The organism is Sphingobium agri (assembly GCF_023051225.1).
Taxonomy (GTDB): Bacteria; Pseudomonadota; Alphaproteobacteria; order Sphingomonadales; family Sphingomonadaceae; genus Sphingobium; species Sphingobium agri.
This window is the reverse complement of the sequence record NZ_JALKHS010000006.1, coordinates 1,139,285-1,161,791: the sequence shown is the minus strand read 5'-3', so window position 1 is coordinate 1,161,791 and position 22,507 is coordinate 1,139,285. Positions and strand designations below refer to the sequence as shown.

At 61.4% G+C, this 22,507-nt stretch carries 27 protein-coding genes; 9 read left to right on the top strand and 18 right to left on the bottom strand.

Annotated elements, in window-relative coordinates; genetic code table 11:
- The first annotated feature begins 47 nt into the window (after positions 1–47).
- Together MU848_RS09015 and MU848_RS09010 are read left to right on the top strand one after the other, a co-directional pair.
- A complete protein-coding gene (locus MU848_RS09015) occupies positions 48–1,295 on the top strand; it encodes a threonine ammonia-lyase (protein WP_201513742.1) in 1,248 nt (415 codons plus the stop codon).
- A 121-nt stretch (positions 1,296–1,416) separates the two neighbouring features.
- Entirely contained in the window at positions 1,417–2,235 is an 819-nt protein-coding gene (locus tag MU848_RS09010; RefSeq protein WP_247231248.1) for an arginyltransferase, read from the top strand.
- A 36-nt stretch (positions 2,236–2,271) separates the two neighbouring features.
- On the opposite strand, the gene MU848_RS09005 is transcribed toward MU848_RS09010, so the two are convergent.
- From MU848_RS09005 to MU848_RS08985, 5 genes are all read right to left on the bottom strand, one after another.
- On the bottom strand, positions 2,272–2,649 hold the full coding sequence (locus tag MU848_RS09005) for a VOC family protein (RefSeq protein ID WP_097091442.1): 378 nt from the start codon (positions 2,647–2,649) through the stop codon (positions 2,272–2,274).
- A gap of 91 nt (positions 2,650–2,740) precedes the next feature.
- Positions 2,741–3,511 carry an RcnB family protein gene (locus MU848_RS09000; RefSeq protein WP_247231247.1) on the bottom strand — a complete coding sequence of 257 codons (771 nt, stop codon included), beginning with the start codon at positions 3,509–3,511 and terminating at the stop codon, positions 2,741–2,743.
- 126 nt (positions 3,512–3,637) lie between these two features.
- Positions 3,638–4,123: a GAF domain-containing protein gene (locus MU848_RS08995; RefSeq protein ID WP_097091443.1), complete on the bottom strand. Its 486-nt coding sequence runs from the start codon at positions 4,121–4,123 to the stop codon at positions 3,638–3,640.
- A gap of 9 nt (positions 4,124–4,132) precedes the next feature.
- Positions 4,133–4,537, bottom strand: coding sequence for an alternative ribosome rescue aminoacyl-tRNA hydrolase ArfB (gene arfB, locus MU848_RS08990; RefSeq protein ID WP_097091444.1), 405 nt, complete (start codon positions 4,535–4,537; stop codon positions 4,133–4,135).
- Positions 4,524–5,201 (bottom strand): RluA family pseudouridine synthase, encoded by a 678-nt coding sequence (locus MU848_RS08985; RefSeq protein ID WP_247231246.1) that lies wholly within the window; start codon positions 5,199–5,201, stop codon positions 4,524–4,526. The genes arfB and MU848_RS08985 overlap by 14 nt, the downstream gene beginning before the upstream one ends.
- 65 nt (positions 5,202–5,266) lie before the next feature.
- On the opposite strand from MU848_RS08985, the gene MU848_RS08980 reads away from it, so the two are divergent.
- Positions 5,267–6,253: an acyltransferase family protein gene (locus MU848_RS08980; protein ID WP_247231245.1), complete on the top strand. Its 987-nt coding sequence runs from the start codon at positions 5,267–5,269 to the stop codon at positions 6,251–6,253.
- Between the two features lie 100 nt (positions 6,254–6,353).
- On the opposite strand, the gene wrbA is transcribed toward MU848_RS08980, so the two are convergent.
- Positions 6,354–6,953 (bottom strand): NAD(P)H:quinone oxidoreductase, encoded by a 600-nt coding sequence (gene wrbA, locus MU848_RS08975; protein WP_247231244.1) that lies wholly within the window; start codon positions 6,951–6,953, stop codon positions 6,354–6,356.
- A 119-nt stretch (positions 6,954–7,072) separates the two neighbouring features.
- On the bottom strand, positions 7,073–7,792 hold the full coding sequence (locus tag MU848_RS08970; RefSeq protein ID WP_247231243.1) for a pirin family protein: 720 nt from the start codon (positions 7,790–7,792) through the stop codon (positions 7,073–7,075).
- A gap of 105 nt (positions 7,793–7,897) precedes the next feature.
- Here MU848_RS08970 and MU848_RS08965 point away from each other — a divergent pair, with 105 nt between their 5' ends.
- Together MU848_RS08965 and ctrA are read left to right on the top strand one after the other, a co-directional pair.
- Complete coding sequence (locus tag MU848_RS08965) at positions 7,898–8,791, top strand: LysR family transcriptional regulator (RefSeq protein WP_247231242.1); 894 nt, start codon at positions 7,898–7,900, stop codon at positions 8,789–8,791.
- Positions 8,792–8,999: 208 nt separating this feature from the next.
- Entirely contained in the window at positions 9,000–9,707 is a 708-nt protein-coding gene (ctrA, locus tag MU848_RS08960; RefSeq protein WP_097092755.1) for a response regulator transcription factor CtrA, read from the top strand.
- 201 nt (positions 9,708–9,908) lie between these two features.
- Here the strand turns inward: ctrA and MU848_RS08955 are convergent, their stop codons facing one another.
- Entirely contained in the window at positions 9,909–10,598 is a 690-nt protein-coding gene (locus tag MU848_RS08955; RefSeq protein ID WP_247231241.1) for a hypothetical protein, read from the bottom strand.
- Between the two features lie 100 nt (positions 10,599–10,698).
- Positions 10,699–11,949: a S8 family serine peptidase gene (locus MU848_RS08950; protein ID WP_201513755.1), complete on the bottom strand. Its 1,251-nt coding sequence runs from the start codon at positions 11,947–11,949 to the stop codon at positions 10,699–10,701.
- A gap of 157 nt (positions 11,950–12,106) precedes the next feature.
- Between MU848_RS08950 and MU848_RS08945 the strand changes: the two genes are divergently transcribed.
- Together MU848_RS08945 and MU848_RS08940 are read left to right on the top strand one after the other, a co-directional pair.
- Entirely contained in the window at positions 12,107–12,595 is a 489-nt protein-coding gene (locus tag MU848_RS08945) for an RNA polymerase sigma factor (RefSeq protein ID WP_097091452.1), read from the top strand.
- Positions 12,592–13,287, top strand: coding sequence for an anti-sigma factor family protein (locus MU848_RS08940; RefSeq protein WP_247231240.1), 696 nt, complete (start codon positions 12,592–12,594; stop codon positions 13,285–13,287). Before MU848_RS08945 ends, MU848_RS08940 begins: the two co-directional genes overlap by 4 nt.
- A gap of 7 nt (positions 13,288–13,294) precedes the next feature.
- Here MU848_RS08940 and MU848_RS08935 read toward each other — a convergent pair whose 3' ends face one another.
- The 5 genes from MU848_RS08935 to MU848_RS08915 are packed head-to-tail and all read right to left on the bottom strand — an operon-like array spanning position 13,295 to position 16,261.
- Positions 13,295–14,053 (bottom strand): metallophosphoesterase family protein, encoded by a 759-nt coding sequence (locus MU848_RS08935; protein WP_247231239.1) that lies wholly within the window; start codon positions 14,051–14,053, stop codon positions 13,295–13,297.
- Positions 14,054–14,076: 23 nt separating this feature from the next.
- Positions 14,077–14,631, bottom strand: coding sequence for a dCTP deaminase (gene dcd / locus MU848_RS08930; protein WP_097091455.1), 555 nt, complete (start codon positions 14,629–14,631; stop codon positions 14,077–14,079).
- An 8-nt stretch (positions 14,632–14,639) separates the two neighbouring features.
- Entirely contained in the window at positions 14,640–15,083 is a 444-nt protein-coding gene (cdd, locus tag MU848_RS08925) for a cytidine deaminase (RefSeq protein WP_247231238.1), read from the bottom strand.
- Positions 15,080–15,736, bottom strand: coding sequence for a GH25 family lysozyme (locus MU848_RS08920; protein ID WP_247231737.1), 657 nt, complete (start codon positions 15,734–15,736; stop codon positions 15,080–15,082). The genes cdd and MU848_RS08920 overlap by 4 nt, the downstream gene beginning before the upstream one ends.
- Positions 15,737–15,778: 42 nt before the next feature.
- Positions 15,779–16,261: a UPF0262 family protein gene (locus MU848_RS08915; protein ID WP_247231237.1), complete on the bottom strand. Its 483-nt coding sequence runs from the start codon at positions 16,259–16,261 to the stop codon at positions 15,779–15,781.
- 118 nt (positions 16,262–16,379) lie between these two features.
- On the opposite strand from MU848_RS08915, the gene MU848_RS08910 reads away from it, so the two are divergent.
- A complete protein-coding gene (locus tag MU848_RS08910) occupies positions 16,380–17,864 on the top strand; it encodes a replicative DNA helicase (RefSeq protein ID WP_097091459.1) in 1,485 nt (494 codons plus the stop codon).
- Between the two features lie 45 nt (positions 17,865–17,909).
- Here MU848_RS08910 and MU848_RS08905 read toward each other — a convergent pair whose 3' ends face one another.
- Positions 17,910–18,305 carry an MAPEG family protein gene (locus MU848_RS08905; protein ID WP_247231236.1) on the bottom strand — a complete coding sequence of 132 codons (396 nt, stop codon included), beginning with the start codon at positions 18,303–18,305 and terminating at the stop codon, positions 17,910–17,912.
- Between the two features lie 177 nt (positions 18,306–18,482).
- On the opposite strand from MU848_RS08905, the gene MU848_RS08900 reads away from it, so the two are divergent.
- Positions 18,483–19,538, top strand: coding sequence for a family 43 glycosylhydrolase (locus MU848_RS08900; RefSeq protein ID WP_247231235.1), 1,056 nt, complete (start codon positions 18,483–18,485; stop codon positions 19,536–19,538).
- A 118-nt stretch (positions 19,539–19,656) separates the two neighbouring features.
- On the opposite strand, the gene MU848_RS08895 is transcribed toward MU848_RS08900, so the two are convergent.
- Genes MU848_RS08895 through MU848_RS08885 form a run of 3 tightly spaced genes read right to left on the bottom strand, consistent with a single transcriptional unit; the run spans position 19,657 to position 22,505 of the window.
- Positions 19,657–20,448 carry a phosphoadenylyl-sulfate reductase gene (locus MU848_RS08895; protein WP_201513761.1) on the bottom strand — a complete coding sequence of 264 codons (792 nt, stop codon included), beginning with the start codon at positions 20,446–20,448 and terminating at the stop codon, positions 19,657–19,659.
- Positions 20,441–20,881, bottom strand: coding sequence for a DUF934 domain-containing protein (locus MU848_RS08890; RefSeq protein ID WP_247231234.1), 441 nt, complete (start codon positions 20,879–20,881; stop codon positions 20,441–20,443). Before MU848_RS08890 ends, MU848_RS08895 begins: the two co-directional genes overlap by 8 nt.
- A complete protein-coding gene (locus MU848_RS08885; protein ID WP_247231233.1) occupies positions 20,874–22,505 on the bottom strand; it encodes a nitrite/sulfite reductase in 1,632 nt (543 codons plus the stop codon). The genes MU848_RS08890 and MU848_RS08885 overlap by 8 nt, the downstream gene beginning before the upstream one ends.
- Positions 22,506–22,507 lie beyond the last annotated feature (2 nt).

Here is a 22,507-nt window from a genome sequence, read left to right as displayed (position 1 = left end):
CCAAGGGCCAGTTCCTTCCGAGCTAAATTTCCGCTAGGGGCGAGCGCATGAACACGTTGAGCAAGATCGAAAGCGCAATGCCGCTGCCCGTAACCGTCGATGACATATTGGCGGCACGCGTGCGCATTTCGGGCGCGGTCGTGCACACCCCCACGCTGATCAGCCAGACCTTGTCCGACATGCTGGGCTGCAAGGTTTACCTGAAGTTCGAAAATCTTCAGTTCACCGCCGCTTATAAGGAGCGCGGCGCGCTCAATCGCCTGCTTCAGTTGGATGCTGCCGCAAAGGAAAAGGGCGTAATTGCCGCATCCGCCGGCAATCATGCGCAGGGGCTTGCCTATCATGGCCGCCGCCTGGGCGTGCCCGTGACGATCGTCATGCCAGTGACGACGCCGACCGTGAAGGTCACGCAGACGCAAGGGCATGGCGCGACGGTCGTGCTGCATGGCGAGAAGTTCGACGATGCCAGCACATATGCGCGCCAACTCGCCAAGGAACATGGGCTGACCTTCGTCCATCCCTTCGATGAACCGGACATCATGGCGGGGCAGGGCACTGTCGCGCTTGAGATGTTGGAGGACGCGCCGGAGATCGACACACTTGTCATACCGATCGGCGGCGGCGGCCTGTTTTCTGGCATGGCTACGGCGGCCAAGGCGATGAAGCCCGATATCCGCATCTATGGCGTGCAGGCGGAACTTTATCCGTCCATGTACAGCCACATCAAGCAGACGAACCTTGCCTGCGATGGCGATACGCTGGCGGAAGGCATTGCCGTCAAGCAGCCCGGCGAGCTGACGCGCCGCTTCGTGGAGCGTCTGGCCGACGATGTGCTGCTGGTCGACGAACGCCATTTGGAAGAAGCGCTGAGCCTGCTGCTCCAGATCGAGAAGACGGTGGTCGAGGGCGCGGGTGCGGCTGGCCTCGCCGCGCTGCTGACGCATAAGGAATTGTTCGCGGGCCGTAATGTGGGCTTGGTCCTGACGGGCGGCAACATCGATCCGCGCCTTCTGGCGAACGTGCTGCTGCGTGACCTCGCGCGCTCGGGCCGCCTGGCGCGCCTGCGCATCATCCTGCAGGATCGTCCCGGCGCTTTGTTCCATGTTGCGCGCATCTTCGATCAGGAAGCGGTCAACATCCTGGAGCTGTCGCACCAGCGTATCTTCACCAATCTTCCGGCGAAGGGCCTCAGCCTGGATGTCGAATGTGAAACGCGCGATGGCGAGCATCTCGACCGTCTGATCACGGCGCTCAAAGCCGCTGGATATGAGGTCGCGCCGATCGAGGTTGCCTGATTTGCGCCTTGATCCGGGGCGGCGCATTTTTCGTGGTAAATAACCTTTTCACGGACGGCTGCGGGCGTCATAGTCTGTCCATGACTCAAGTTTGGCGCAGCGTTTTGACGGAGACCGTGGCGTGAGCGCACCATTTCGTTTCCCGCGCTTCTTCGTGACGAACCCCAGCCCGTGTCCCTACCTGCCGGGCCGCAGCGAGCGTAAGGTTTTCACCGAACTGAACGGCGACAATGCGTCGGAATTGAATGACGCGCTTGGCCGCATTGGTTTCCGCCGCAGCCAGAACGTCGCCTATCGGCCGAGTTGCGCCGACTGCTCCGCCTGTGTTTCGGTGCGTGTGGTGGCGGGCGAATTCACGCCCAACACCACGCAGCGCAAGCTTATCCGCCGCAACAGCGACCTCGTCGTGACGGCTTGCAAGCCCTGGTCGACCGAAGAACAGTTCGAACTGCTCCAACGTTATCTCAAGGCGCGCCACCCCGGCGGCGGCATGACCGAGATGGACGAGATGGACTTCGCCGACATGGTCGAACAGACTCCGGTCGAAAGCCATGTGGTCGAATATCGCGAGCCGGGTAGGAATGGCCGCCCCGGCAAGCTGATCGGCGCATGCCTCACCGACCGGCAGGGCGATGGCCTGTCGATGATCTACAGCTTCTTCGATACGGAGCTGGAGCATCGCAAGGGCCTCGGCAACTTCATCATCATGGATCACATCCTGCGCGCCGCGAAAGCCGGTCTGCCCTATGTGTATCTCGGCTACTGGGTCGAAGGTTCGCAGCGGATGCAATATAAGGTCCGCTATCGTCCGCTGGAAAAGTTGAGCCGCAGCGGCTGGGTCCGTTTCGACCCGATGGAGCAGGATCGGGCCATCCAAGGCGTTCTGCCGCGCGACGAACCGCCGCTGCCGATCGAACTGGCGGGCATCTTCCGGAAATGATGATTGTTCGGAGCGCTTTTGGCGCTTCTTTAGGACCTATTTCGCGACAAGCGTGACAGCCTCGATCTTGTTGCCGTCGGGATCGCGGACGAATGCGCCATAATAGTGCGCATCATAGTTCGGCCGCACGCCCGGCGCTCCCTCGTCCGTTCCGCCTAGTTCCAGCGCCAGCCGATGAAACTCCCGCACGGTGTCCCGGTCGGCTGCCTCGAAACAGATATGGACGCCGTTCCCGGACGATGCCCGTTCTCCATCCACCGGTGTTTCCACGCTGAACACCACGTCCGTGACGCCATAATCCAGCGAATGCGGATAGTCGCGGACGCTGCGATATCCCAGAAGCGCCATCAGCGGGTCATAAAAGGCCCGTGCGCGTTCGACGTCATTGGTTCCAACCGACACATGATGAAGCATGTCTCGCCTCCCGGTAGCCATGGTTTGCTGCCAGGCTAAAACCGCTGACTCAGGCTGTGGTTGCGTCGGTCGCCCTGACGACGCGTGTCGGTTAGCGGGGATCGATCACTATCGTCGTGGTTGTCGCCCCGGGATAATAGTAGCCGCCAGCGATGTAGCCGGGAGCCTGCGTCGTCGTCACCATCGGTGCTCCGGGACCGCTGTGATGGACCACGGCAGGCGGTGCTGAATAAGGCGGAGCGTCATAGTCGACACCGTAGTTGCTCTGCGCTTCGCCTTCGAAGCGGCCTTCATACTCGCCGCTCACTGTCCGGCCGTTTTCATCGCGCCAGGTTCCGGTCCAGCGCCCCTCATATTCGTGGGGTGGCGGAGGAGGGCCATCATGCGCGGTCACATCGTCATCATAGGGGACGCCCGGCCGTGCGCGATCACCATCTTGAGCATCCCAATCGACGTTGCTGCGATAGTCGCGCACACGTCCCTGATCGTCGACCATCACCGCATCATCATAATAGCGGGACCAGCCATATCCGGCGACGGGTGCCGGAAGGCCATAGCTGCCATGATTTCCGATGCGATAGGCGGGGCGGGTCCAGTAGGAAGGCAGGACATACCCCACCACCGGCCTCCTGTAGGCACCCCACCCGCCCGGCGCATACCATCCTGCGAACCAACGGCCCTGAACGCGCGGACCCCAGCGATGAGCGACGGTCCCGCGATGCATCCCGGCATGAACAGGGCGCGCGCCGGAAAAGCCTTTGCCCATCATCGGGAGCGCTGCGCCGCTGCCATTTGCCATTGCCGGTGTGGCTAGGCCGATAGCAAGGCCGGTGCCGACCAGCATGATGCTCCAGATCCGCATGCGAAACTCCCCGTTTGTTCAAGGCCGCCCCATGCGCAGCCGCGATGTTAACGGTTGGTTTAGCATGATGATCCATCCCGATCCACGCGGGTGGAGGGCGAAGCCTGTCCCGAAACGAAGCAGCTTTCAGGCCAGGCGCTTGCCGATACGTGCCATGATCATCTCCAGCCCCTCCCGGTCGGCAGCATCGAACCGCGCTGGGGTGGGGCTGTCGAGGTCAAGCACCGCGACAACCTGGCCATTCACCTCAACCGGCACGACGATCTCGGAAGCACTTGCCGCGTCACAAGCGATGTGCCCCGGGAAAGCATGAACATCCTCGACCAGTTGCGTCTGCCCTGAAGCTGCTGCCGTACCGCAGACGCCGCGGCCCAAGGGTATGCGGATGCACGCAGGCTTGCCCTGGAAAGGCCCGAGCACCAGTTCACCCCCTACCATGCGATAGAAGCCCGACCAGTTGAGGTCCGGCAGAAACTGCCAGATCAGGGCAGCCACATTCGCCATATTAGCGATCGCGTCGGGTTCATCATTCGTCACCGCTTCCGCAGCGGCCAGCAGATCCTTAAAGAGCGTCGCCTTGTCCCCATCGGCCGGGGCGTTGAAGTCGTACATCGGAGGTCCTCAATCCAGCCGCACCTTGCCACGGCCTTGTTTCACTGAACTGCGCGCCTTCTTGGCGTCGACGCGGCGCGCTTTGGCCGCCTTGCCCGGTTTCGTGGCGATCCGTTTCGCATCGCGCTTGTAGGCCTGCGCAATCATCTCGGCCAGCCGTTCGCGGGCGTCCTGGCGATTGGCCTCCTGCGTGCGGAAACGCGACGCCTGGATGACGATCTCTCCGCCGGAGGTCAGGCGCGACCCCGCCAGTTCCTTCATTTTCCGATATGCATGCACCGGCAATCCCAGCCGGTATAGATGGACCCGCAGTTGAACAGCCGTAGCGACCTTGTTGACATTCTGCCCGCCGGGACCGCCGGCAGTGATGAAACGCTCCTCCAGCGCTTCTTCGGGAATGTCAAAGTCCGGCATCGTCCAGATACTCCGGCCCGAAACCCGCCGCCGCGAAGGTAGAGGGCAGGGGAGCGGTCGCCTCCGCCGGGGCTTTACTCCCGCGCGGGATGCTGAGGAAACGGCTGTGCAGCAGCATCGGTCCTTCGCCCCTGCCATATACCGGGTCCCCGGCGATGCCGAAGCCAAGGCCATGCAAGGCATGCGATCGGATCTGGTGAGTCCGGCCGGTACGCGGCGTGAAAATGACCATGGCGCGCCCATCCTTGACCGCCAGTTTGCGCCATTCGGTCACGGCTGACTTGCCGTCGTTCGCTGCGATCATTCGCCATCCCCTTGCAGCGCTGCTGACCTTCTTCAGCGAAAGCTCGATGACGCCGCTATCTGGCTCCGGCACGCCGTCCAGGACCGCAACATAGCGCTTGCTGACAGTGCCCGCCTCGAACTCGGCAGCATAGCGTTTGTGCGCCTTGGGATTGCGCGCCAGCAACAGGCAACCGCTCGTGTCCCGGTCCAGCCGATGCACTGGCAGTGGCCAGCGCTGAAAACCGAATGTCAGCGATGAGAGATGGTTCTCCAGGCTCAACGAACCGTCGCGCGGCGCGTCGACCGGCAGTCCGGCAGGCTTGTCGAGGATGATGGCTTCACCATCGATGAAGAGAACTCGGTCATGCAAAAGGGACAAGGAGTGATTCCCGAAGCAGTTGGAAAGATTGACGCGCGGCCTGCGTCCTATAGGTCGTGGTAGCCATGGAGAACAGGGGGGACGAGGTCCAGCAAAAGTCCGCACGGCGGCAACAGGCGCAGGGTGGCGGTCGGCTCGAATGGATCGATGTCGCGCGCGGCGTCGGCATCATCGCCGTTGTCGCAGGGCATGTCTGGACCAAAGGCCCTTTCCGGGACGCGCTCTACAGTTTTCACATGCCCCTCTTTTTCCTGCTCTCCGGCATGCTGTCCCGGCCACAGCCGCCTGAACGTTTCGCGCTGCGGCAACTGTTGTCGCAGATGCGCCCCTATGCGGCGTTCCTCGCACTGCTGATTGTCGCGGATCAGATCATCGAGCCGATGAAGGGGCAGCGGCCCATTTTCAACCAATGGCCAGAGGATCTCCTGCCGATCCTGCTCGGCGGGTCATGGCTACGCGGGCCCTATACCATATTCTGGTTCGTGCCTTGCCTGATGGTCTCGCGCATCCTTTTCAATGCGTTGCTTTCCCGCTGGTCAGATCCGCTGGACCGCCGATGGTTGATCACGATCATTCCCGCAATTGTGTGCGCATATGCGGTGGGAGAGATGACGAAAGCCTCTTTGCTGGGATTGCTCACCGTTCCAATGGCATTCGTGCTGCTGTGGGTGGGTGCGGCGTGGCAGCTGGTGCAATGGAAGCAATGGATGTGGTTGCCATTGGGCGGGATCGGGCTGGCGGGATTGTCAGGACTGCTCCCCACGCTCAACATGAAGGCGGCCGATTATGGTCTGCCCATCTTCTCGCTGGCTTCGGCGGTCGCTACATCGGTGCTGATCTTTCGCATATCCGTCCATCTCGCGCCCTATGGCGGTTGGTTGGCGGCGGTGGGGAGGGCGTCGCTCGTCATCATGTATCTGCATGTCGCGGTGATCCACTATCTCTCGCCGCATCTCGATGAACCCTGGCTGCTGCTGAATGCGTTGCTGCTGCCGACCGGCATCTATTATCTGCTGCGCGCCACCCCTGCAGCTCGCCGCCTCTTCCTCTGAAAAAAAGGGGCCGGCGCACCCATCCCGTGCACCGGCCCCAATGTTGCGCCTTGCACCCAAGGCTCAACCGCTGCACCGAGAGGGGGAGTGCAGCAAATGTCTAGCCGTGCAGCTTGATAGCCGTCTCCGCGATCTGCTTGCCCTGATAACGGGCACCTTCCAGTTCATCCTCGTCGGGCTGGCGGCTACCATCGCTATGCGCGATGGTCGTCGCGCCATAGGGTGCGCCGCCGCGAACCTTGTCGACGCCCATCTGGCCGGTGTGGCCATAATCCAATCCGACGATCACCATGCCGAAATGCAGCAAGTTGGTGATGATCGAGAATAAAGTCGTCTCCTGCCCGCCATGCTGGCTGGCGGTCGATGTAAAGGCGCCGCCGACTTTGCCGTTCAGCGCACCTCGGGCCCACAGCCCTCCGGCCTGGTCCAGGAACGCCGCCATCTGGCTCGACATACGGCCAAAGCGCGTGCCGGTGCCGATGATGATCGCGTCATAGTCGGCCAGTTCAGCGACGGACGCGATCGGAGCCTGCTGATCGAGCTTAAACCCGGCATTCTGCGCGACTTCCAGCGGGGCCGTTTCCGGCACGCGCTTGATATCGACCTGCGCTCCAGCAGCGGACGCGCCTTCCGCCACGGCTTTGGCCATCGTTTCGATATGGCCGTAGGACGAATAATAGAGGACCAGCACCTTTGCCATGACGAGTCTCCAATCTTGTTAATGCATTGAACGGAAAAAGGTTTCTTGAGGGGTTTGGCCGCCCGCCACGCCAGGGGGGGTGGAGCAGTGCGGGCGGCCGTAAGGCTCCACAGCGGAGCCTATTCGCTGTCTACCAACACGATTTCACTGTCCTCGATCGCGGTGATCGTGATGGGCTGCCCGCCCAGGATCGCAGCTCCATCGCGTGCTTCGAACGTCTGGCCATCGATTTCGATGCGCCCCGTCGCGGGAACGAGATACAGGTGGCGTCCCTCAACGCTTTCGTAGGTGACGCTCGTGCCAGCCTTCACCGTCCCGCCCAGCAACCGGGCGTCCGCACGGATGCGGAGTGCTTCCTCATCCTCGGCATAGCCGCTGGCGAGCACCACCAGCTTTCCGGAGCGATCGTCCTTGGGAAAGGGCTTCGCGCCCCAGCTCGGGGCGTCGCCCTGCGCCTTGGGGATGATCCAGATCTGGAACAGGGTGGTCGTCTCGTCCTCCAGATTATATTCGGAGTGACGGATGCCGGTGCCTGCGCTCATCACCTGGACGTCACCTGCTTCCGTGCGTCCCTTGTTGCCCAGGCTGTCCTGGTGCGTGATCGCGCCCTTGCGGACATAGGTGATAATTTCCATGTCGCGATGCGGGTGGGGGGGGAAACCAGTGTTCCCCGCGATCTCATCATCGTTCCATACGCGGATCGCGCCCCAACCCATGCGATCGGGATCAAGATAATTGGCGAAAGAAAAATGATGGCGGGCATTCAGCCACCCATGGTCGGCATGGCCGAGGCTGTCGAAGGGACGGCGTTCGATGCGGCTTGCTGCGGTGGTGTTCATTGCTGTGCCTTTCCTTGGCGGGTAACCATTCCCGCTTGCTTTCGACCTATTTAGCGATAAGGATTGTTTCTTAAATCGGCAGTGTCGAAACGGATTGTTTCCTTTATGCGCCTTCCTGATCTCGAAGCCTGGGCGATGTTCGCTGCGGTCGTTGAGCATCGCAGCTTCACTGACGCTGCAAAGGCCCTCAGCGTATCGAAAGCGACGGTTTCAAAAGCCGTCACGCGCCTTGAGCAGCATCTCGAAACCAGCCTGTTCAACCGCACGAGCCGCCGCCTTGCACTGACGGAAAGCGGAAAGCGTCTGGCCGCCCATGCTGCCCGTATTCTGGAAGAGGGCCAAGCCGCCGAAGAGGCGGCGCGGCAAGACACGGCCGAATTGTCCGGCACCATCCGGCTGGGCGCGCCGATGACGTTCGGGCTTCTCCGCATCGCGCCTCTGATTGCCGAGTTTGCCAAGCTTCACCCTGCCGTCGATGTTGATCTTCACCTTTCAGACGCGCGGATCGATATGGTCGAGATGGGGCTCGACGCCACTCTTCGTATCGCGGATATGCCGGACAGCTCTTTGCGGGCACGGCGGCTGGGCGACGTCAAGCTTCACGTCATCGCCTCGCCTTCCTATCTCGCGGAGCGGGGACGTCCTACCCATCCTTCCGACCTCGGCGCCCATGACTGTCTTTGCTATTCCAACGCCCCAACGCCTGACGTCTGGCGTTTCTCTGGACCGGGGCAGCAGAATGTCGTGATCCAGGTCAGGGCGCGCATTACCGTGAATAGCGGTGACGCGATGCTGCCCGCGTTGAAGGCGGGGATAGGTATCGCCCGGCTGCCCGACTTCATCGTCAGCGATGGCCTCGCGTCAGGCGAATTGCAGGAGGTGCTGGTCGATTGGAGACCTCCGCCCCTCGGTCTGCACTTGGTCACGCCACCCTCGCGTTTGCGCCCCGCGCGGGTTGAAGCGCTGCTTGATTATATTACTCGCCATCATGGCTGCTAGGGTTCGTTGCGCAGGTGAATCCATCTTGACTCAAAATGAATCACTTCACCGGCAAATCTTTGCAAATAGATTCAAATTCCCGCGACTCGCGCATTTCTGCGGGTTAGCGAAAAATTAACCTTTGTCCTTCAGAAGTTTTTTGGTTAATGAATTGGAGCAGACGCCGTTCTTAGGGGTTGACGGGATCTGCAAGGACAGGGGCTTCAATATGCGCGTTCTGCTAATAGAAGATGAACCGACCACGGCCAAGGCGATCGAGCTCATGCTCACGACCGAAGGCTTCAACGTCTACACTACCGACCTTGGCGAGGAAGGGCTCGACCTGGGCAAGCTGTATGACTACGACATCATCTGCCTCGACCTGAACCTTCCGGACATGCACGGATATGACGTGCTGAAAAAGCTTCGCGCCGCCAAGGTGCAGACGCCGGTTCTCATCCTTTCTGGTATCGCGGAGATGGATAGCAAGGTTCGCTCCTTCGGTTTCGGTGCCGACGATTATGTGACCAAGCCTTTCCATCGCGAAGAACTGATCGCGCGGATTCACGCCGTGGTCCGCCGCTCCAAGGGGCATTCGCAGTCCGTCATCCGCACGGGCAAGCTGGCCGTCAATCTCGATGCCAAGACCGTGGAAGTCGATGGCAACCGCGTCCACCTGACCGGTAAGGAATATGCGATGCTGGAGCTGCTTTCGCTCCGCAAGGGCACGACGCTGACCAAGGAGATGTTCCTCAATCATCTTTACGGCGGCATGGACGAGCCTGAACTCAAGATCATCGATGTTTTCATCTGCAAGCTGCGCAAGAAGCTGGCGCTCGCTTGCGGTGGCGACAATTATATCGAAACCGTCTGGGGCCGCGGTTATGTGCTGCGCGATCCTGATGAGGCGGAAGAGATTGCGACCAAAGTCGCCTGAACCAATATTTTCTAGCTGCTGAAAAAGGCCGGTGATCCATAACGGTCGCCGGCCTTTGCATTGGTACTGCGCTCACGTCCGCCCCGAACCATGTGGAAAAGGGCCAGCGATCCTTGTGGATCACCGGCCCTTCCATGTCAGGCGAATTAGGGGCGGAGGAAAGGGCTTAAAGCCTCAGGTGGGGGAACCGCCCCTTAGGGGTCAATTGTCCGCCTGATTGGAAGACGGGCTTTCACTGGAGCCCACGGCTTGTCCGCTTCCAGACAGTTGCCCCGTGGCATTCAGCGCGGCGCTTCCATTCAGAGCGCCACCGCTGCTTCCAGCAGGTGGCGCGGCGCTGGATTGGGCTGCCCCGGCAACGTCGCCAGCCGCCGATCCTGCACCATTAACGGCGCCGCTGGCCCGATTGCGCGCTGCGTCGGCCGTTGCGCTTGCCTGTCCCTGCGCCGCCGCGCCAGCGGTGACCGCACGATCTCGCACGGCGCCCGCCGTCTGGCTCGCACCATCGCGAATACCGCCGACGGCATTGGCCACGTCATTGGTGCCCAACGTGTCTGCAGTCAGGCTGCCGCTTGCCGATCCGCTGGCAGAGCCCGAAGCATTTGCGCCGCGGCTTTTGCCCTTGCGGCTGACTGACCCAGCAGCAGCACCGTCGGCGCGGCCCGAGCCCGACCCGCCAGCCGACACGCGGCCATTGTTGAGGTCAACGCTGCGATCAATGCCAATGCCGCCCGAGCCGTTCAATGTTCCGCCCAGCGATCCGCCAACGCCACCCAAGGTGCCGCCAAGGCCTCCACCCAAGCCGCCTCCGCCGCCAAGCAGCTGAGCAGACGCAGGAGCCGCGGTGAGGGCGGCAAGGCAAGCCGTGGCAAGAATGATTGTCTTCTTCATCGATCGTCTCCTTGTTCGTTGTCGATCCGATGACAGGAGAACGCGATCGCGATGCGACTTAATCCCGGGTGCCTGGATAAATTCTACAAGTAACTGAAAATCAATTATTATTTCTGCATTCGCCGCAGATGATGCCATGGCCGAATGCTTTGCTGGGTCCCGCCTTCGCTTCGGCGATCAGCCCATTCAAGCTGCCTTTCGCCACCAGCCGTCCTGCAACGAGGGGCGCCGCGAAAGAAGTCCCTCTAACCCGGCCTTTTCCGCCATCGGCGCGGGCCGCATACATGTCGGCACCAGGCGCTGCGAAATCGACGTGCCGAGCGCGGCCCGCTTCCGGCAGCAATCGGCCCCGGCCATCAACTCCAGTTACAGCCACGACGTCGGGATAGGATGCCGGATAAGCGGGAGGCGCAGCCGGGCCGTCATTGCCCACAGCAGCCACGATCCTGACCCCCTTGTCCCGCGCAAGACGGATCGCGCCTGCCAATAAGGGGTTGCTGGGACCCACCAAACTTGCCGTCACCACCTTCACCCCACGCGCAGCCATCCATCCCAGCGCGCGTACGATCGCAAATGCGCTGCCGCCGGCGGGATCGTCACCATAGACGTCTGCCACCAGAAGCGGCGTGCCCGGCGCTGCCCCCCGGATGGCGCCCGAACCGCTGATCAGGGATGCCACGGCCGTACCATGTGCACTGGCCCGGGGGGCGCCCCGTGCGAAGCCGCGCTGCTCGATCGCGCCGGGGAGTGACGCGTGGCGGGCCACGCCCCCGTCAATGATTCCGGCGGCAGGCGATGTTACATTGGAGCCGCCTGCCAGAGCCGCTCCTTTCAATTTTGGTGCGGCACCTCCGGGAAAATAGAGATTGTCCGCGCTCGCCTCCGCTTCCGGCGCGATGGACCGGACCTGCTTCAGCGCGCTGGCAAGGCTCCGGCCAGCCGGTATCGTCAGCCGTGCGAGCGGCAGGCCGATCCCTTCGACAGTATCGCTCGCCACAGAATATCCCGCGCGACGAAGCGCTTCGATGCTTGTTGGACTTGCCCCCATCAGCAGGACGACGCCACGCCGTGCCACTTCCTGCCTGTCGTCCAGTTCGACGCTGTCACGATGCCGCCGGAGCAGGTCAGCAATCCGCGCTGTCCTTTCTGCCACCAGGCGCTCCGCAAGCCTGGCCGGGGAAAGCCGATCCAGTCCGCCACGATCTAACGCGCGATCGGCATTATCAAGCAGTTGGGGAACGGCATTGTCGATCGAACCCAATGCGCCACCGGGGGACGGCAGCAATTGCGCCTGAGCAGCCGGGCCCGTCAGCAGAAACCCAACAATGATCAAGGAACGATGCATCTTCATCTCAATCTCTTCACCCTCGCAGGGCCTGGGAGCAAAGCCCCCTGTCCTTTCGCATTCATCATGACCCATCGCGAATTAATTTCCGCTATATCCAACTCGTCTGGGATGAAACGCGCGAAGCCAGCCGTTTCATCCCTGAACATGAGATGGAGAACGGATGTCGTTTGAGAGCGATCTGTTGGCGATCCTTCCCCGGCTACGCCGCTTCGCCGTCAGCCTTTCGCGGGATCGCGCCGATGCGGACGATCTCTGCCAGGCTGCGCTGGAACGAGCGCTGAGGGCGCGCGACCAATGGCAGCCGGGGACAAGGTTGGACAGCTGGATGTATCGTATCATGCGCAATCTCTGGATCGATGAAGGCCGTTCGCGTCAACGTGCTTTGCGGACCTTTGCGCCTGAAGAAGCCGGGCAGAATGTCGGCTATGCGGGGGACCATGACGTGGAAGCTCATATGACCCTCTCCGATGTCGATCGGGCCATGCAGGCACTTCCCGACGAACAGCGGGAAGCCATTGCCCTCGTCCTCGTGGAGGGGCTGTCCTACAAGGAAGCGGCCGAAATCTTAGGCGTCCCGATGGGCACATTGACGTCACGTCTGGTCCGCGGTCGCGGAGCCCTTATCGAACTGTTGGGAGAAGCGGCATGACTGACATCGACGAAGCCATGCTGATCGCCTGGGTTGACGGAGAATTGGACGAAGTGAGCCGCCGCCGTGTCGACCGCGCCATCGCGGAAGATCCGGCGCTCGCTCAGCGGCTTGAGACGCACCGCCGGTTGCGGGAACGCCTCTCTGGCCATTATGCGCCGGTCGAGGCGGAGCCGGTTCCACCGGGCATGCGGGCCCTGCTTGAAGAAAGCGGCAAGATCATCCCGATCGGCCACTCATCAGCACCCCGGCAGCGGAAACTGTGGATAGGCGGCGCAATCGCGGCAAGCCTTGTGCTCGGCCTTGGAATAGGCCGCATGTCCGATGGTCCAACTGGGCCGATAGGATTGAGCAATGGCGTCATGATGGCGAAAGGCGACCTCGCCTCGGCGCTGGAAACCCAGCTTGCCTCTGTTCAACAAGACGCGCCCATCCACATCGGCCTAAGCTTCAAACGGCGAGGCGGCGGGTGGTGCCGCAGCTTCGAAGGCAGCATTATGTCGGGCGTCGCATGCCGGGAAGCGGACGGGTGGCAGGTTGAGCAGTTGGTCCCCGCCGGGTCTCGATCTACGGAGTATCGTCAAGCTTCGTCGACAGACGAACGGGTCACCTCAACGATAGATGCCTTGATGGAAGGCGCTCCTGCCGACGCCGCGCAGGAAGCTGCCGCCCGGGCCAGCGGATGGCGGTAGCTTCAGTTCAGGTTTGCAGCAGCCAGCGATCGGTGCCTTGAAGACCGATCGCTGTCAGCTTGCCGCTCTTCCAGGCGCCCGTGTCTATGCCGATCCGATTTGCCTGCTCATCAACCTCAGTGGTGATGCTGTGGCCATGAACGACCATGTAGGGATGGGGCTGCCGGTCATGCAGAAATTCCGCCCTGATCCAGCGCAGGTCGGCTGCTTCCTGTTCTTCCAGCGGCAGTCCTGGCCTGATCCCGGCATGAACGAAAAGGTAATCGCGCATGACCAGGCTATCTTCAAAGGCGTCCAGGAAATCGACATGCTCGCGCGGCACATGCCGCAGCATCCATGACGCCATATCGCCATCCGTCATCGCTGCCCCGATGCCGGGCTCCAGGCCATAGCTCTCCAGCGTTGCTATCCCGCCGATACGGCGGCAATAGGCCGCGAACTGCGCACTGCCGCGCGCGGCGCCAACGAACACTTCCTCATGGTTGCCCTTGATCAGGTGGACGTTGCGCGAAGCACCAGCGAGCGCCATAGCGCGCTCGATGACTGCGGCGGACTGCGGACCGCGATCCATCAGATCGCCAAGCAGGACGAGATGGCAGGGCAGGGGAGCGCGAGCCCCATCATCCTGTTCGATCAGTTCCAGCAACTGCTCGAAAAGGTCCAGCCGCCCATGAATGTCACTGATTGCATAGACCCGCCGGTCCGAACCGATATCCGGCACGAACGACGGCGTAGGCTGCGATCTGGCGCGGAAAAATCTAAACATCGCGCTCCATCCTCGCACAGCGTTCAGAGTCGAGGCAATGTGACGCCTTGCTGCCCCATATATTTGCCAGCGCGATCAGCATAGCTGACCTCGCACGGTTCATTGCCCTTGAGGAACAGGAACTGGCACGCCCCTTCATTCGCGTAGATTTTCGCTGGCAGCGGCGTGGTGTTGGAAAATTCCAGCGTCACATGGCCTTCCCAGCCGGGCTCAAGCGGCGTCACATTCACGATGATGCCGCACCGCGCATAGGTGGATTTGCCAAGGCAGATCACCAGCACGTCGCGCGGCACCCGGAAATATTCGACCGTCCGGGCGAGCGCAAAGCTGTTGGGCGGAATGATGCAGCATTCTGTCTTGCGGTCGACAAAGCTGTTCGCCGCGAAGTCTTTCGGGTCCACGACCGCGCTGTCGACATTGGTGAAGATCTTGAACTCGTCCGCGACCCGAGCGTCATATCCATAAGAGGAGAGGCCATAGCTGATGCAGCCATCCCGCCGCTGATTTTCCACGAACGGCTCGATCATTCCATGGGACATGGCCTGCTCGCGGATCCACTTATCGGACAAAATCGACATGGTTTTTCTTAGCTCTTGCTGGGAGGAACATGTCCCAAGTCGTTGGGACTGAATGAGAAAGGAAGAAGTTCGGTGACGCTGTGGCGAGCAAAGGACTCGCCATTGGCAGCGGCACAATAAATCGCGATCGGCCGTCCGGCTACCTGCTCTGCTTCATTGAGGATCTGACGGCACCGGCCGCAGGGTGTCACCGGTGACGCGTCGCCTCCGGCAACCGCGATGGCTTCCATGTCGGCCAGCCGTCCCTGCGCGTTCACCGCCGCAACAGCCACCGTTTCCGCGCAAAGCGAAAGCCCGAAGCTCGCATTCTCGAAATTCGCGCCGACGATAATCTCACCGCCAGCTAACCGCACCGCAGCACCGACGGCAAAGCGGCTATATGGTGCATAGGCATTGCCCCGCGCCGCGCGCGCGGCCTCGATCAAGCTTTCGACATCCGCTTCCATGCTCATGGCGCTACCACGCCCCATCTCACCGGACCATCGACGCCATCGATATGGCGCATGTCATTCGCCGTCCACATCACCCATCGCCGGGTGGCATAGTCTGGCGGGAAGAAATTGCCGTCCAGCCACAGCGTCCGGTTTATGCCCGAAGCGATGTCATATTCCTCTTCGAAAGCCTTTGAGATGTTGAGGAGGACGGGCTTTCCGGCATTGCTCTCGACCAGGTTGACCAGCGTATTGAGTTCCGACAACACCGCGTCCCGTCCCGGTCGTGCCGCGCAGGTCGGATCGAAGTCCAGCCGGATCACCGGGGGTAGGGCGGCATTGTCGCGCGGCACGGTCGTGATGAAACGTGTCGCCTGACCTGCAGCCCGGCTGCACAGGCTGAAATCCAACACCGCGCCATAACGCAGCCCTGACGATCGCGCCGCAGACCAGTTCCGTGCAAAGGCAGGATCGCGGCCGTCTTTGCCCTTTGCCGCGCGGATATAAGCGAAATCAACGCCATTGGCGGCCAAGGTGCCCCAATCGATCGCGCCCCCGTCGGCGGTTACCGCCACACCCTGAACCGGATAGACATCGCGCCCCGGCGCCCAGCGGCAGGCATAGACCCACGCGCCCGCCGCCAGCAGGGCGATGACAGCCGTGCCCGCAAGGATGCGGACCAGAAACTGGCCTGAAGAATGCTGGCGAATGTCCCCTTACCCCTTGATGTGCAGCACGCAGATCAGCGTGAACAGGCGTCGTGCCGTGTCGAAATCGACCTTGATCTTGCCCTCCAGCCGCTCGATCAGCATTTCCGCTGCGTCATTGTGAATGGCGCGGCGCGCCATGTCCACCGTTTCGATTTGCTGGGGCGAAGCGTTGCTGATCGCCTGGTAATAGCTGTCGCAGATCGCGAAATATTCCCGGATCGGTCGGCGGAACCGGCCCAAGCCCAGGATGATCGCCTCCAGCGGCTCGCCATCCTCCCGCTTGATTTCGATCACCAGCCGCCCGTCCTCGACGCGCAGCAGCACCCGATAAGGCCCGCCATAGCCATCGCCGTGGACGCGCTGAGGTGCGAAATAATTGTCTTCAAGCAGGTCGAAGATGGCGATCCGCCGCTCCTGCTCGACGTCCGCGTTGCGCCAAAGGATCGTGCGCTCGTCAAGCGTGATGTCTATGATGCGCGGGTCGGTCATGGGCCCCTAGTCCCTGCTTGCGCGGCCGTTGAAAAGCAAGGGGGAGTTCTCCACAGCTTTGCAGGATCTGCCATAGCTTGCCCCTTGCGCAGCCGGGCTGCTGGCGCGATGAGGGGGGATGGTCGAATTGGTGCAAATGAACCCTGTCATGGAAGCAGGCATGCCTGAACTCCCCCGCAATGTGGAGGCTGAGGCGGCGTTGCTTGGCGCGCTGATGATCGACAACCGCATCGCCGAGGATATCCAGCTCAAGCTCAAGGCCGAGCATTTCTTTGAGCCCTTGCATGGCCGCATCTACGAAGCGGTCATGAAGCTGGTCGAGCGGGACATGGTCGCCAACCCCGTCACGCTCAAGCCGCTGCTGGAACAGGACCCGGCGCTCAAGGAGTTGGGCGGCGTCGGCTATCTGGCGCAATTGACGGGGAATGGCGCCGCGCTTCTCGGCGCGCGTGACTTTGCAACCCAAATATACGACCTTGCTCTTCTTCGTCAGCTTGTGAATGTTGGCCGGGAACTCGTTGAAAATGCGCTGGATACGAGCGAAGATGTCAACCCACGCGAACAGATAGAGCAGGCGGAAGTCGCGCTCTACAAAGTCTCGGAAGGTGAGGGAGAAACCGGATCGGTCAAGAGCTTTGCGACTGCCACCACCATGGCGGTCCAGGTCGCCGAGCGTGCGCTGAACAGTGGCGGGCACGTTTCCGGCATCACCACCGGCCTCACCAGCCTCAACGAAAAGATCGGCGGCCTCCACAATTCGGATCTTATGATCCTCGCCGGGCGTCCGGGCATGGGCAAGACCTCGCTCGCCACCAATATCGCTTATAATGCGGCGTCTCGCTGGATGCGCGACCATGCGGACGGCATCCCACCGGAAAAGAATATGGGTGCGAAGACCGCCTTCTTCAGTCTGGAAATGTCCGCCGATCAGCTCGCTACGCGTGTTCTGGCCGAACAATCGGGCATTAGCGGCGAAGCGCTTCGCATGGGCAAGATCAGCCGCGCCGACTTCCAGAACCTGTCCCGCGCCGCACGGGAGCTACAGGAACTGCCGCTGTTCATCGACGACACGCCGGGCTTGACGATCGCTGCGTTGCGCACGCGCGCGCGCCGATTGAAGCGGCGTCATGACATCGGCCTCGTCATCGTCGACTATCTTCAGCTGCTGCAAGGCAGCGGGCGGGGCAGTGATAACCGCGTGCAGGAAATTTCGGAAATTTCCCGTGGTCTCAAGACGTTGGCGAAGGAACTTAATGTTCCGGTTCTGGCGCTTTCCCAGCTCAGCCGTGCCGTCGAGCAGCGCGAGGACAAGCGGCCGCAGCTGTCCGACCTGCGTGAATCGGGCTCCATCGAGCAGGACGCCGACATGGTCTGGTTCGTCTTCCGCGAGGATTATTATGTCGCGGCGAAAGAACCGGGGAACAAGGAGAGCAGCGAGCATCTTGAATGGGCGCAGGAGATGGAGCGGATCTACGGCCTCGCCGAACTGATCGTCGCCAAGCAGCGTCACGGCTCGACTGGCCGCATCCGCATGAAATTCGACGCGAAGATTACCCGCTTCTCCGATCTCGCGGACGGCGGCTACATGGGTGATTATGAGTGACCTGTCCTCCGGTCCGGCCTGCTTCGAACGGCCGGGGGAGGGCGCTCAACCTGCAATGAGCGCCTGCAAAACCAGCACCAGCCCGATCAATCCTACCATATAGACCAACGTCCGGATGACCGGCACGCCAAAGGCGTAAAGCGGAAGATAGACGATCCGCGCGCCGAGCCACATCCATCCGCCGATTGCAGTCAAGTCGCTCGTCCGCCCTGCTAGCACCACGCCGAGCAACGCGACGATGGCGATCGGATAAGTCTCAAGGAAGTTCGCCTGCGCGCGCACCAGCCGTCCGGCGACGGGTTCCAACGGCGGCAGCGTCTCATCGCGCGCGCCCATATTCCATTTCGACCCATATTGCTTGGTTTTGAAATGCCCCGCTGCAAAGATATGGACCAACAGGAGTACGCAGCTCCAAGCCAATATTTTGAGTTCGATCGCCACGCTGGTCCCCTTTCCCACGACTGAAGCGGCCACAGTATCGCCATTCCTGCACATGCGCCATTATGCTCGTCGCGTGGATGGCTTTATGCCAGGAGTAACCGCATGGCGCTCGACTGAACGGAACCGTTCGATTATGCAGTATCCTAAGAACTGCCAATCGCTTATAAGGACATAGCAGTGATCATCTCCCGGCGTCGCGCTCTTACCTTGCCCCTTCTTGCAAGCGCTTGGTCCGCTGCTCCAGCCTGGGCGCGCGAAGCTGGCAGAGGCTCGCGGCTACAATATACGGGCAATCCGCTGCGCCTGCCGATGGGGGTCTGCGACCCGCAAATCCGGATTTTCGATGACGTAGCTTGGCTCTATGCCACCCATGACGCCAGCCCCACGAGCCGCACTTTCACGATGAAGGATTGGCAGATCTGGCGAAGCGACAATCTCGTCAACTGGTCTCATGAAGGAACGCTGCGCCCGGAACAAACCTATTTCGGCAAGCCAAGCAACCATTGCTGGGCCACTGACGCCATCCGGCGCAATGGCAAATATTATCTCTATTTCTCCATGGGGCCTGAAAATATTGGCGTGGTCGTCAGCGACGCGCCCGCAGGGCCTTGGCGCGATCCATTGGGCAAGGCGCTGATCGCAAAGGGTCAGGTTCCCACCGAAACGCGCGACCCCGGCATATTACAAGAGGCTGACGGCACCAGCTATATCGTCTTTGGCACCTATGACTTTTATATCGCGCGCCTCTCCGACAACATGATCTCGCTTGCCGAAACCCCGCGCCGGATCACGATCGCCGATCCTGAAGGGCCTTATGGTCGGGGTAAGACCGACGACAAACCTTTCCTGCATCGGCGCGGGAAATATTATTATCTATCCTGGGGCACCTATTACGGCATCGGCACCTCGCCCTATGGTCCTTTCCAATGCAAGGGTCCCTTGTTGCTGCCCGAAAATGTGGAGCCGTCCTTCCTCAACGACAGCTCCATGCGCGGCCGTTATGCGCCACCGCCCGGTTTCAAACCGAAAAATTGGCTGAACTTCGACCGTCATGGCTCCTTCTTCAAATGGCGCGGCCGCTGGTTTTTCGCCTGCAACGATCAGTCGCAGGAAGGCACCACGCCGCTATTTCGGCAGAGCGTGATCTTCGACGTCCACTATCTCCGCGACGGCAGGATTGCGCCGCTTAAGCTGGCAGCGAACGGCGTGATCTCACCAAAGAAATCTCGCTGAAACGTCGATCATCACCCGTCATGCCAGCGGAAGCTGGCATCTCTGGCCTAAGACCGCGACCACGCCTCACGATATCCGAGCTTCCGCTGAGATGCCGTGATCGATTCAGCTCAGGCCATCAGAACACAGGCTGGTTGGCCGGGTCCTCTGGATCAACCGAGGGCGCGGGGATCGGCGTCACGGGCGAGTGAATGCCGCATTCCACCTTGTCCCAACCGCGCCAGCGTCCTGCGCGCGGGTCTTCACCTGGCAGCACCTTCGACGTGCATGGCTCGCAACCGACAGACAGATAACCCTGCGCTTCCAGTGGATGGCGTGGCAGGTCATGCTCGGCGAAATAGGCTTCCAGATCGTCCTTCGTCCAGTCGCCCAGCGGATTGATCTTCAGGCGGCCGTCTTCCACCTCAAACCGCGGCATGTTCTGCCGCGTGGTTGACTGGAAAGCTTTGCGCCCTGAAATCCACGCATCCAGCCCCTGCTTGGCGCGGTTCATCGGCTCGACCTTGCGAATATCGCAGCAGCCGTCAGGGTCGTAGGACCAGCGGAGGCCCGTTTCGTCCTTCTTCGCCAGAACATCCGCATCCGGCGTGACCGACCGGCTGTTGATAAAGCCCATGCGGCTGATCAGCGTATCGCGATAGTTGAGCGTTTCCGCGAACATCTTGAGCGTATCGACGAAGATCACGGGGACCGACTTGTCGGCCCTCGCCACCAGATCCAGCAGCACGGCGCTTTCCGTGCCGAAGGAAGACACAACCGCCACCTTGCCGGCCAGACCTTCGGCAAAGACGGTCTTGAGCATCGTCAATGCATCCACGCCGTCGAAACGCGCGTTCAGCGCGTCGGCATCAGCCTGCGTGAAGGCAGGGCGGGCGTCGATTACGTCAAGCTGGCGGGCAGGTTCAGCCATATATACTCTCCGGGTGCCGCTTCGCCCAAACCGGGCTGCGGCCATCGACGGTCTTTTGATAGACGTCGGCATAGCGATTGAGGGCGCGCTCGACGGCGGCGTCGTCCAGCGCCTTGTCCGGGCGGAAGCTGTCAAAGCCGCAGCGGCGCATCGCGACCAACTGGTCAACCAGCACGTCGCCAACCGCTCGCAACTCGCCCTGATACCCCGCCTCACGCAGGATACGCGCCGCCGAATAGCCGCGTCCGTCGCCATAAGCGGGGAAGTTCACCTCGACCAGTGACAGCCGTTCGAGATAAGGCAGCAATTCGCGCGCATCCTCGCCCGCCTCGATCCTGACGGCGGTCGAATTGGACTGGCCCGTGAAGGATTCGACCGTCACGGCGGGTTCCTGCGCGGCTTCACCGTCGCGGAAAGTCAGGAACTCAACCATAGATCGCCTCCTTGAAGGGCTTCATGCCAAGACGGCGATAGGTGTCGAGGAAGCGTTCACCTTCCTGACGCTCGGCGAGATAGAGGTCCGTCACCTTCTCGATGGCATCCACGACGCCATCCTCGGAGAAGCCCGGGCCGGTGATCTGACCGACGGCAGCATCCTGCGCACCCGATCCGCCGAGCGACAGCTGGAAATTCTCCACGCCCTTACGGTCCACGCCCAGCACGCCGATATGCCCGGCATGATGGTGACCGCAGGCGTTGATGCAGCCGGAAATCTTGACCTTCAGCTCGCCCAGCTCCTTCTGGCGGCCTGCGTCGGCGAACCGTTCCGAAAGCTTCTGCGCCAGCGGGATCGATCGCGCGTTGGCAAGGCTGCAATAGTCCAGGCCCGGGCAGGCGATGATGTCGCCGATCAGGTCCAGATTGGCCTCCGCCAGTCCAGCCTCATCCAGCTTCTGCCAGATGGCGTGAAGGTCCGCCTTCTTCACATGCGGCAGGACAAGGTTCTGCGCATGGGTTACGCGCAGTTCGTCCAGCGAATAGCGTTCCGCCAGGTCTGCCACCAACTCGATCTGCTCGGCCGAAGCATCGCCGGGAATGCCGCCGCGCGGCTTCAGGCTGATGTTAACGATCGCATAGCCCGGCTGCTTGTGTGCCGCGACCTGTCGGTCCACCCAGAGGGCGAAGGCCGGGTCGCTGCGATCGATATCTTCGCTCAAGCCCTGCTCATAAGCCGGGTTGGCGAAGAAGGGCCGGATACGCGCCAGTTCTTCACGCGGCGGATTGAGGCCGAGCGTGCGCATATGTGCGAACTCTTCCTCAACTTGCCGCTTATATTCCTCGACGCCTAATTCATGGACCAGGATCTTGATCCGCGCCTTGTACTTGTTGTCGCGGCGGCCATAGCGATTATACACGCGCAGGCATGCCTCCAGATAAGGCACGATCTCATCTTCGGTGACGAACTCATTGATAAGCGGCGCAACCATCGGCGTCCGCCCCATGCCGCCACCGGCATAGACTTCCGCACCGATTTGCCCATCGCGCGATATCAGCTTGAGGCCGATATCATGCAGCCGCATCGCCGCGCGATCCTCCTCCGCCGCAATCACCGCGATCTTGAACTTGCGCGGCAGATAGGTGAACTCCGGATGGAAGGTCGACCATTGGCGCAGCAGCTCGGCCCATGGGCGGGGGTCCGTCACCTCGTCGGCGGCAACGCCCGCATATTGGTCGGACGATATATTGCGGATGCAATTGCCGCTCGTCTGGATCGCATGCATCTCGACCGTCGCCAATTCGGCGAGAATGTCGGGCGCGTCGGCCAGCTTGATCCAATTATATTGCAGGTTTGTGCGCGTCGTGAAGTGGCCATAGCCCTTGTCATATTTGCGCGCGATCTCGCCCAGCTTGCGCATCTGCTTGGCGGACAGCGTGCCATAGGGAATGGCAACGCGCAGCATATAGGCGTGAAGTTGCAGATAGAGGCCGTTCATCAGCCGCAACGGCTTGAACTGATCCTCGGTCAGTTGCCCGGCGAGCCGCCGCTGCACCTGATCGCGAAATTCCTCAACGCGGGCATCCACGATGGACTGGTCATAGCTGTCATAACGATACATGG

Bases quoted from the DNA above. Each gene is read 5' to 3' on its own strand.
- MU848_RS08955 (WP_247231241.1), bottom strand. From the start codon at position 10,598: ATGAAGAAGACAATCATTCTTGCCACGGCTTGCCTTGCCGCCCTCACC.
- MU848_RS08965 (WP_247231242.1), top strand. From the start codon at position 7,898: ATGCGCCTTCCTGATCTCGAAGCCTGGGCGATGTTCGCTGCGGTCGTT.
- MU848_RS08980 (WP_247231245.1), top strand. From the start codon at position 5,267: ATGGAGAACAGGGGGGACGAGGTCCAGCAAAAGTCCGCACGGCGGCAA.
- MU848_RS09015 (WP_201513742.1), top strand. From the start codon at position 48: ATGAACACGTTGAGCAAGATCGAAAGCGCAATGCCGCTGCCCGTAACC.
- MU848_RS08950 (WP_201513755.1), bottom strand. From the start codon at position 11,949: ATGAAGATGCATCGTTCCTTGATCATTGTTGGGTTTCTGCTGACGGGC.
- cdd (WP_247231238.1), bottom strand. From the start codon at position 15,083: ATGAGCATGGAAGCGGATGTCGAAAGCTTGATCGAGGCCGCGCGCGCG.
- MU848_RS08885 (WP_247231233.1), bottom strand. From the start codon at position 22,505: ATGTATCGTTATGACAGCTATGACCAGTCCATCGTGGATGCCCGCGTT.
- MU848_RS08970 (WP_247231243.1), bottom strand. From the start codon at position 7,792: ATGAACACCACCGCAGCAAGCCGCATCGAACGCCGTCCCTTCGACAGC.
- MU848_RS08895 (WP_201513761.1), bottom strand. From the start codon at position 20,448: ATGGCTGAACCTGCCCGCCAGCTTGACGTAATCGACGCCCGCCCTGCC.
- dcd (WP_097091455.1), bottom strand. From the start codon at position 14,631: ATGTCGATTTTGTCCGATAAGTGGATCCGCGAGCAGGCCATGTCCCAT.
- MU848_RS08935 (WP_247231239.1), bottom strand. From the start codon at position 14,053: ATGTTTAGATTTTTCCGCGCCAGATCGCAGCCTACGCCGTCGTTCGTG.
- MU848_RS08945 (WP_097091452.1), top strand. From the start codon at position 12,107: ATGTCGTTTGAGAGCGATCTGTTGGCGATCCTTCCCCGGCTACGCCGC.
- wrbA (WP_247231244.1), bottom strand. From the start codon at position 6,953: ATGGCAAAGGTGCTGGTCCTCTATTATTCGTCCTACGGCCATATCGAA.
- ctrA (WP_097092755.1), top strand. From the start codon at position 9,000: ATGCGCGTTCTGCTAATAGAAGATGAACCGACCACGGCCAAGGCGATC.
- MU848_RS08910 (WP_097091459.1), top strand. From the start codon at position 16,380: ATGGTCGAATTGGTGCAAATGAACCCTGTCATGGAAGCAGGCATGCCT.
- MU848_RS08890 (WP_247231234.1), bottom strand. From the start codon at position 20,881: ATGGTTGAGTTCCTGACTTTCCGCGACGGTGAAGCCGCGCAGGAACCC.
- arfB (WP_097091444.1), bottom strand. From the start codon at position 4,537: ATGCCGGACTTTGACATTCCCGAAGAAGCGCTGGAGGAGCGTTTCATC.
- MU848_RS08995 (WP_097091443.1), bottom strand. From the start codon at position 4,123: ATGTACGACTTCAACGCCCCGGCCGATGGGGACAAGGCGACGCTCTTT.
- MU848_RS08915 (WP_247231237.1), bottom strand. From the start codon at position 16,261: ATGACCGACCCGCGCATCATAGACATCACGCTTGACGAGCGCACGATC.
- MU848_RS09005 (WP_097091442.1), bottom strand. From the start codon at position 2,649: ATGCTTCATCATGTGTCGGTTGGAACCAATGACGTCGAACGCGCACGG.
- MU848_RS08940 (WP_247231240.1), top strand. From the start codon at position 12,592: ATGACTGACATCGACGAAGCCATGCTGATCGCCTGGGTTGACGGAGAA.
- MU848_RS09000 (WP_247231247.1), bottom strand. From the start codon at position 3,511: ATGCGGATCTGGAGCATCATGCTGGTCGGCACCGGCCTTGCTATCGGC.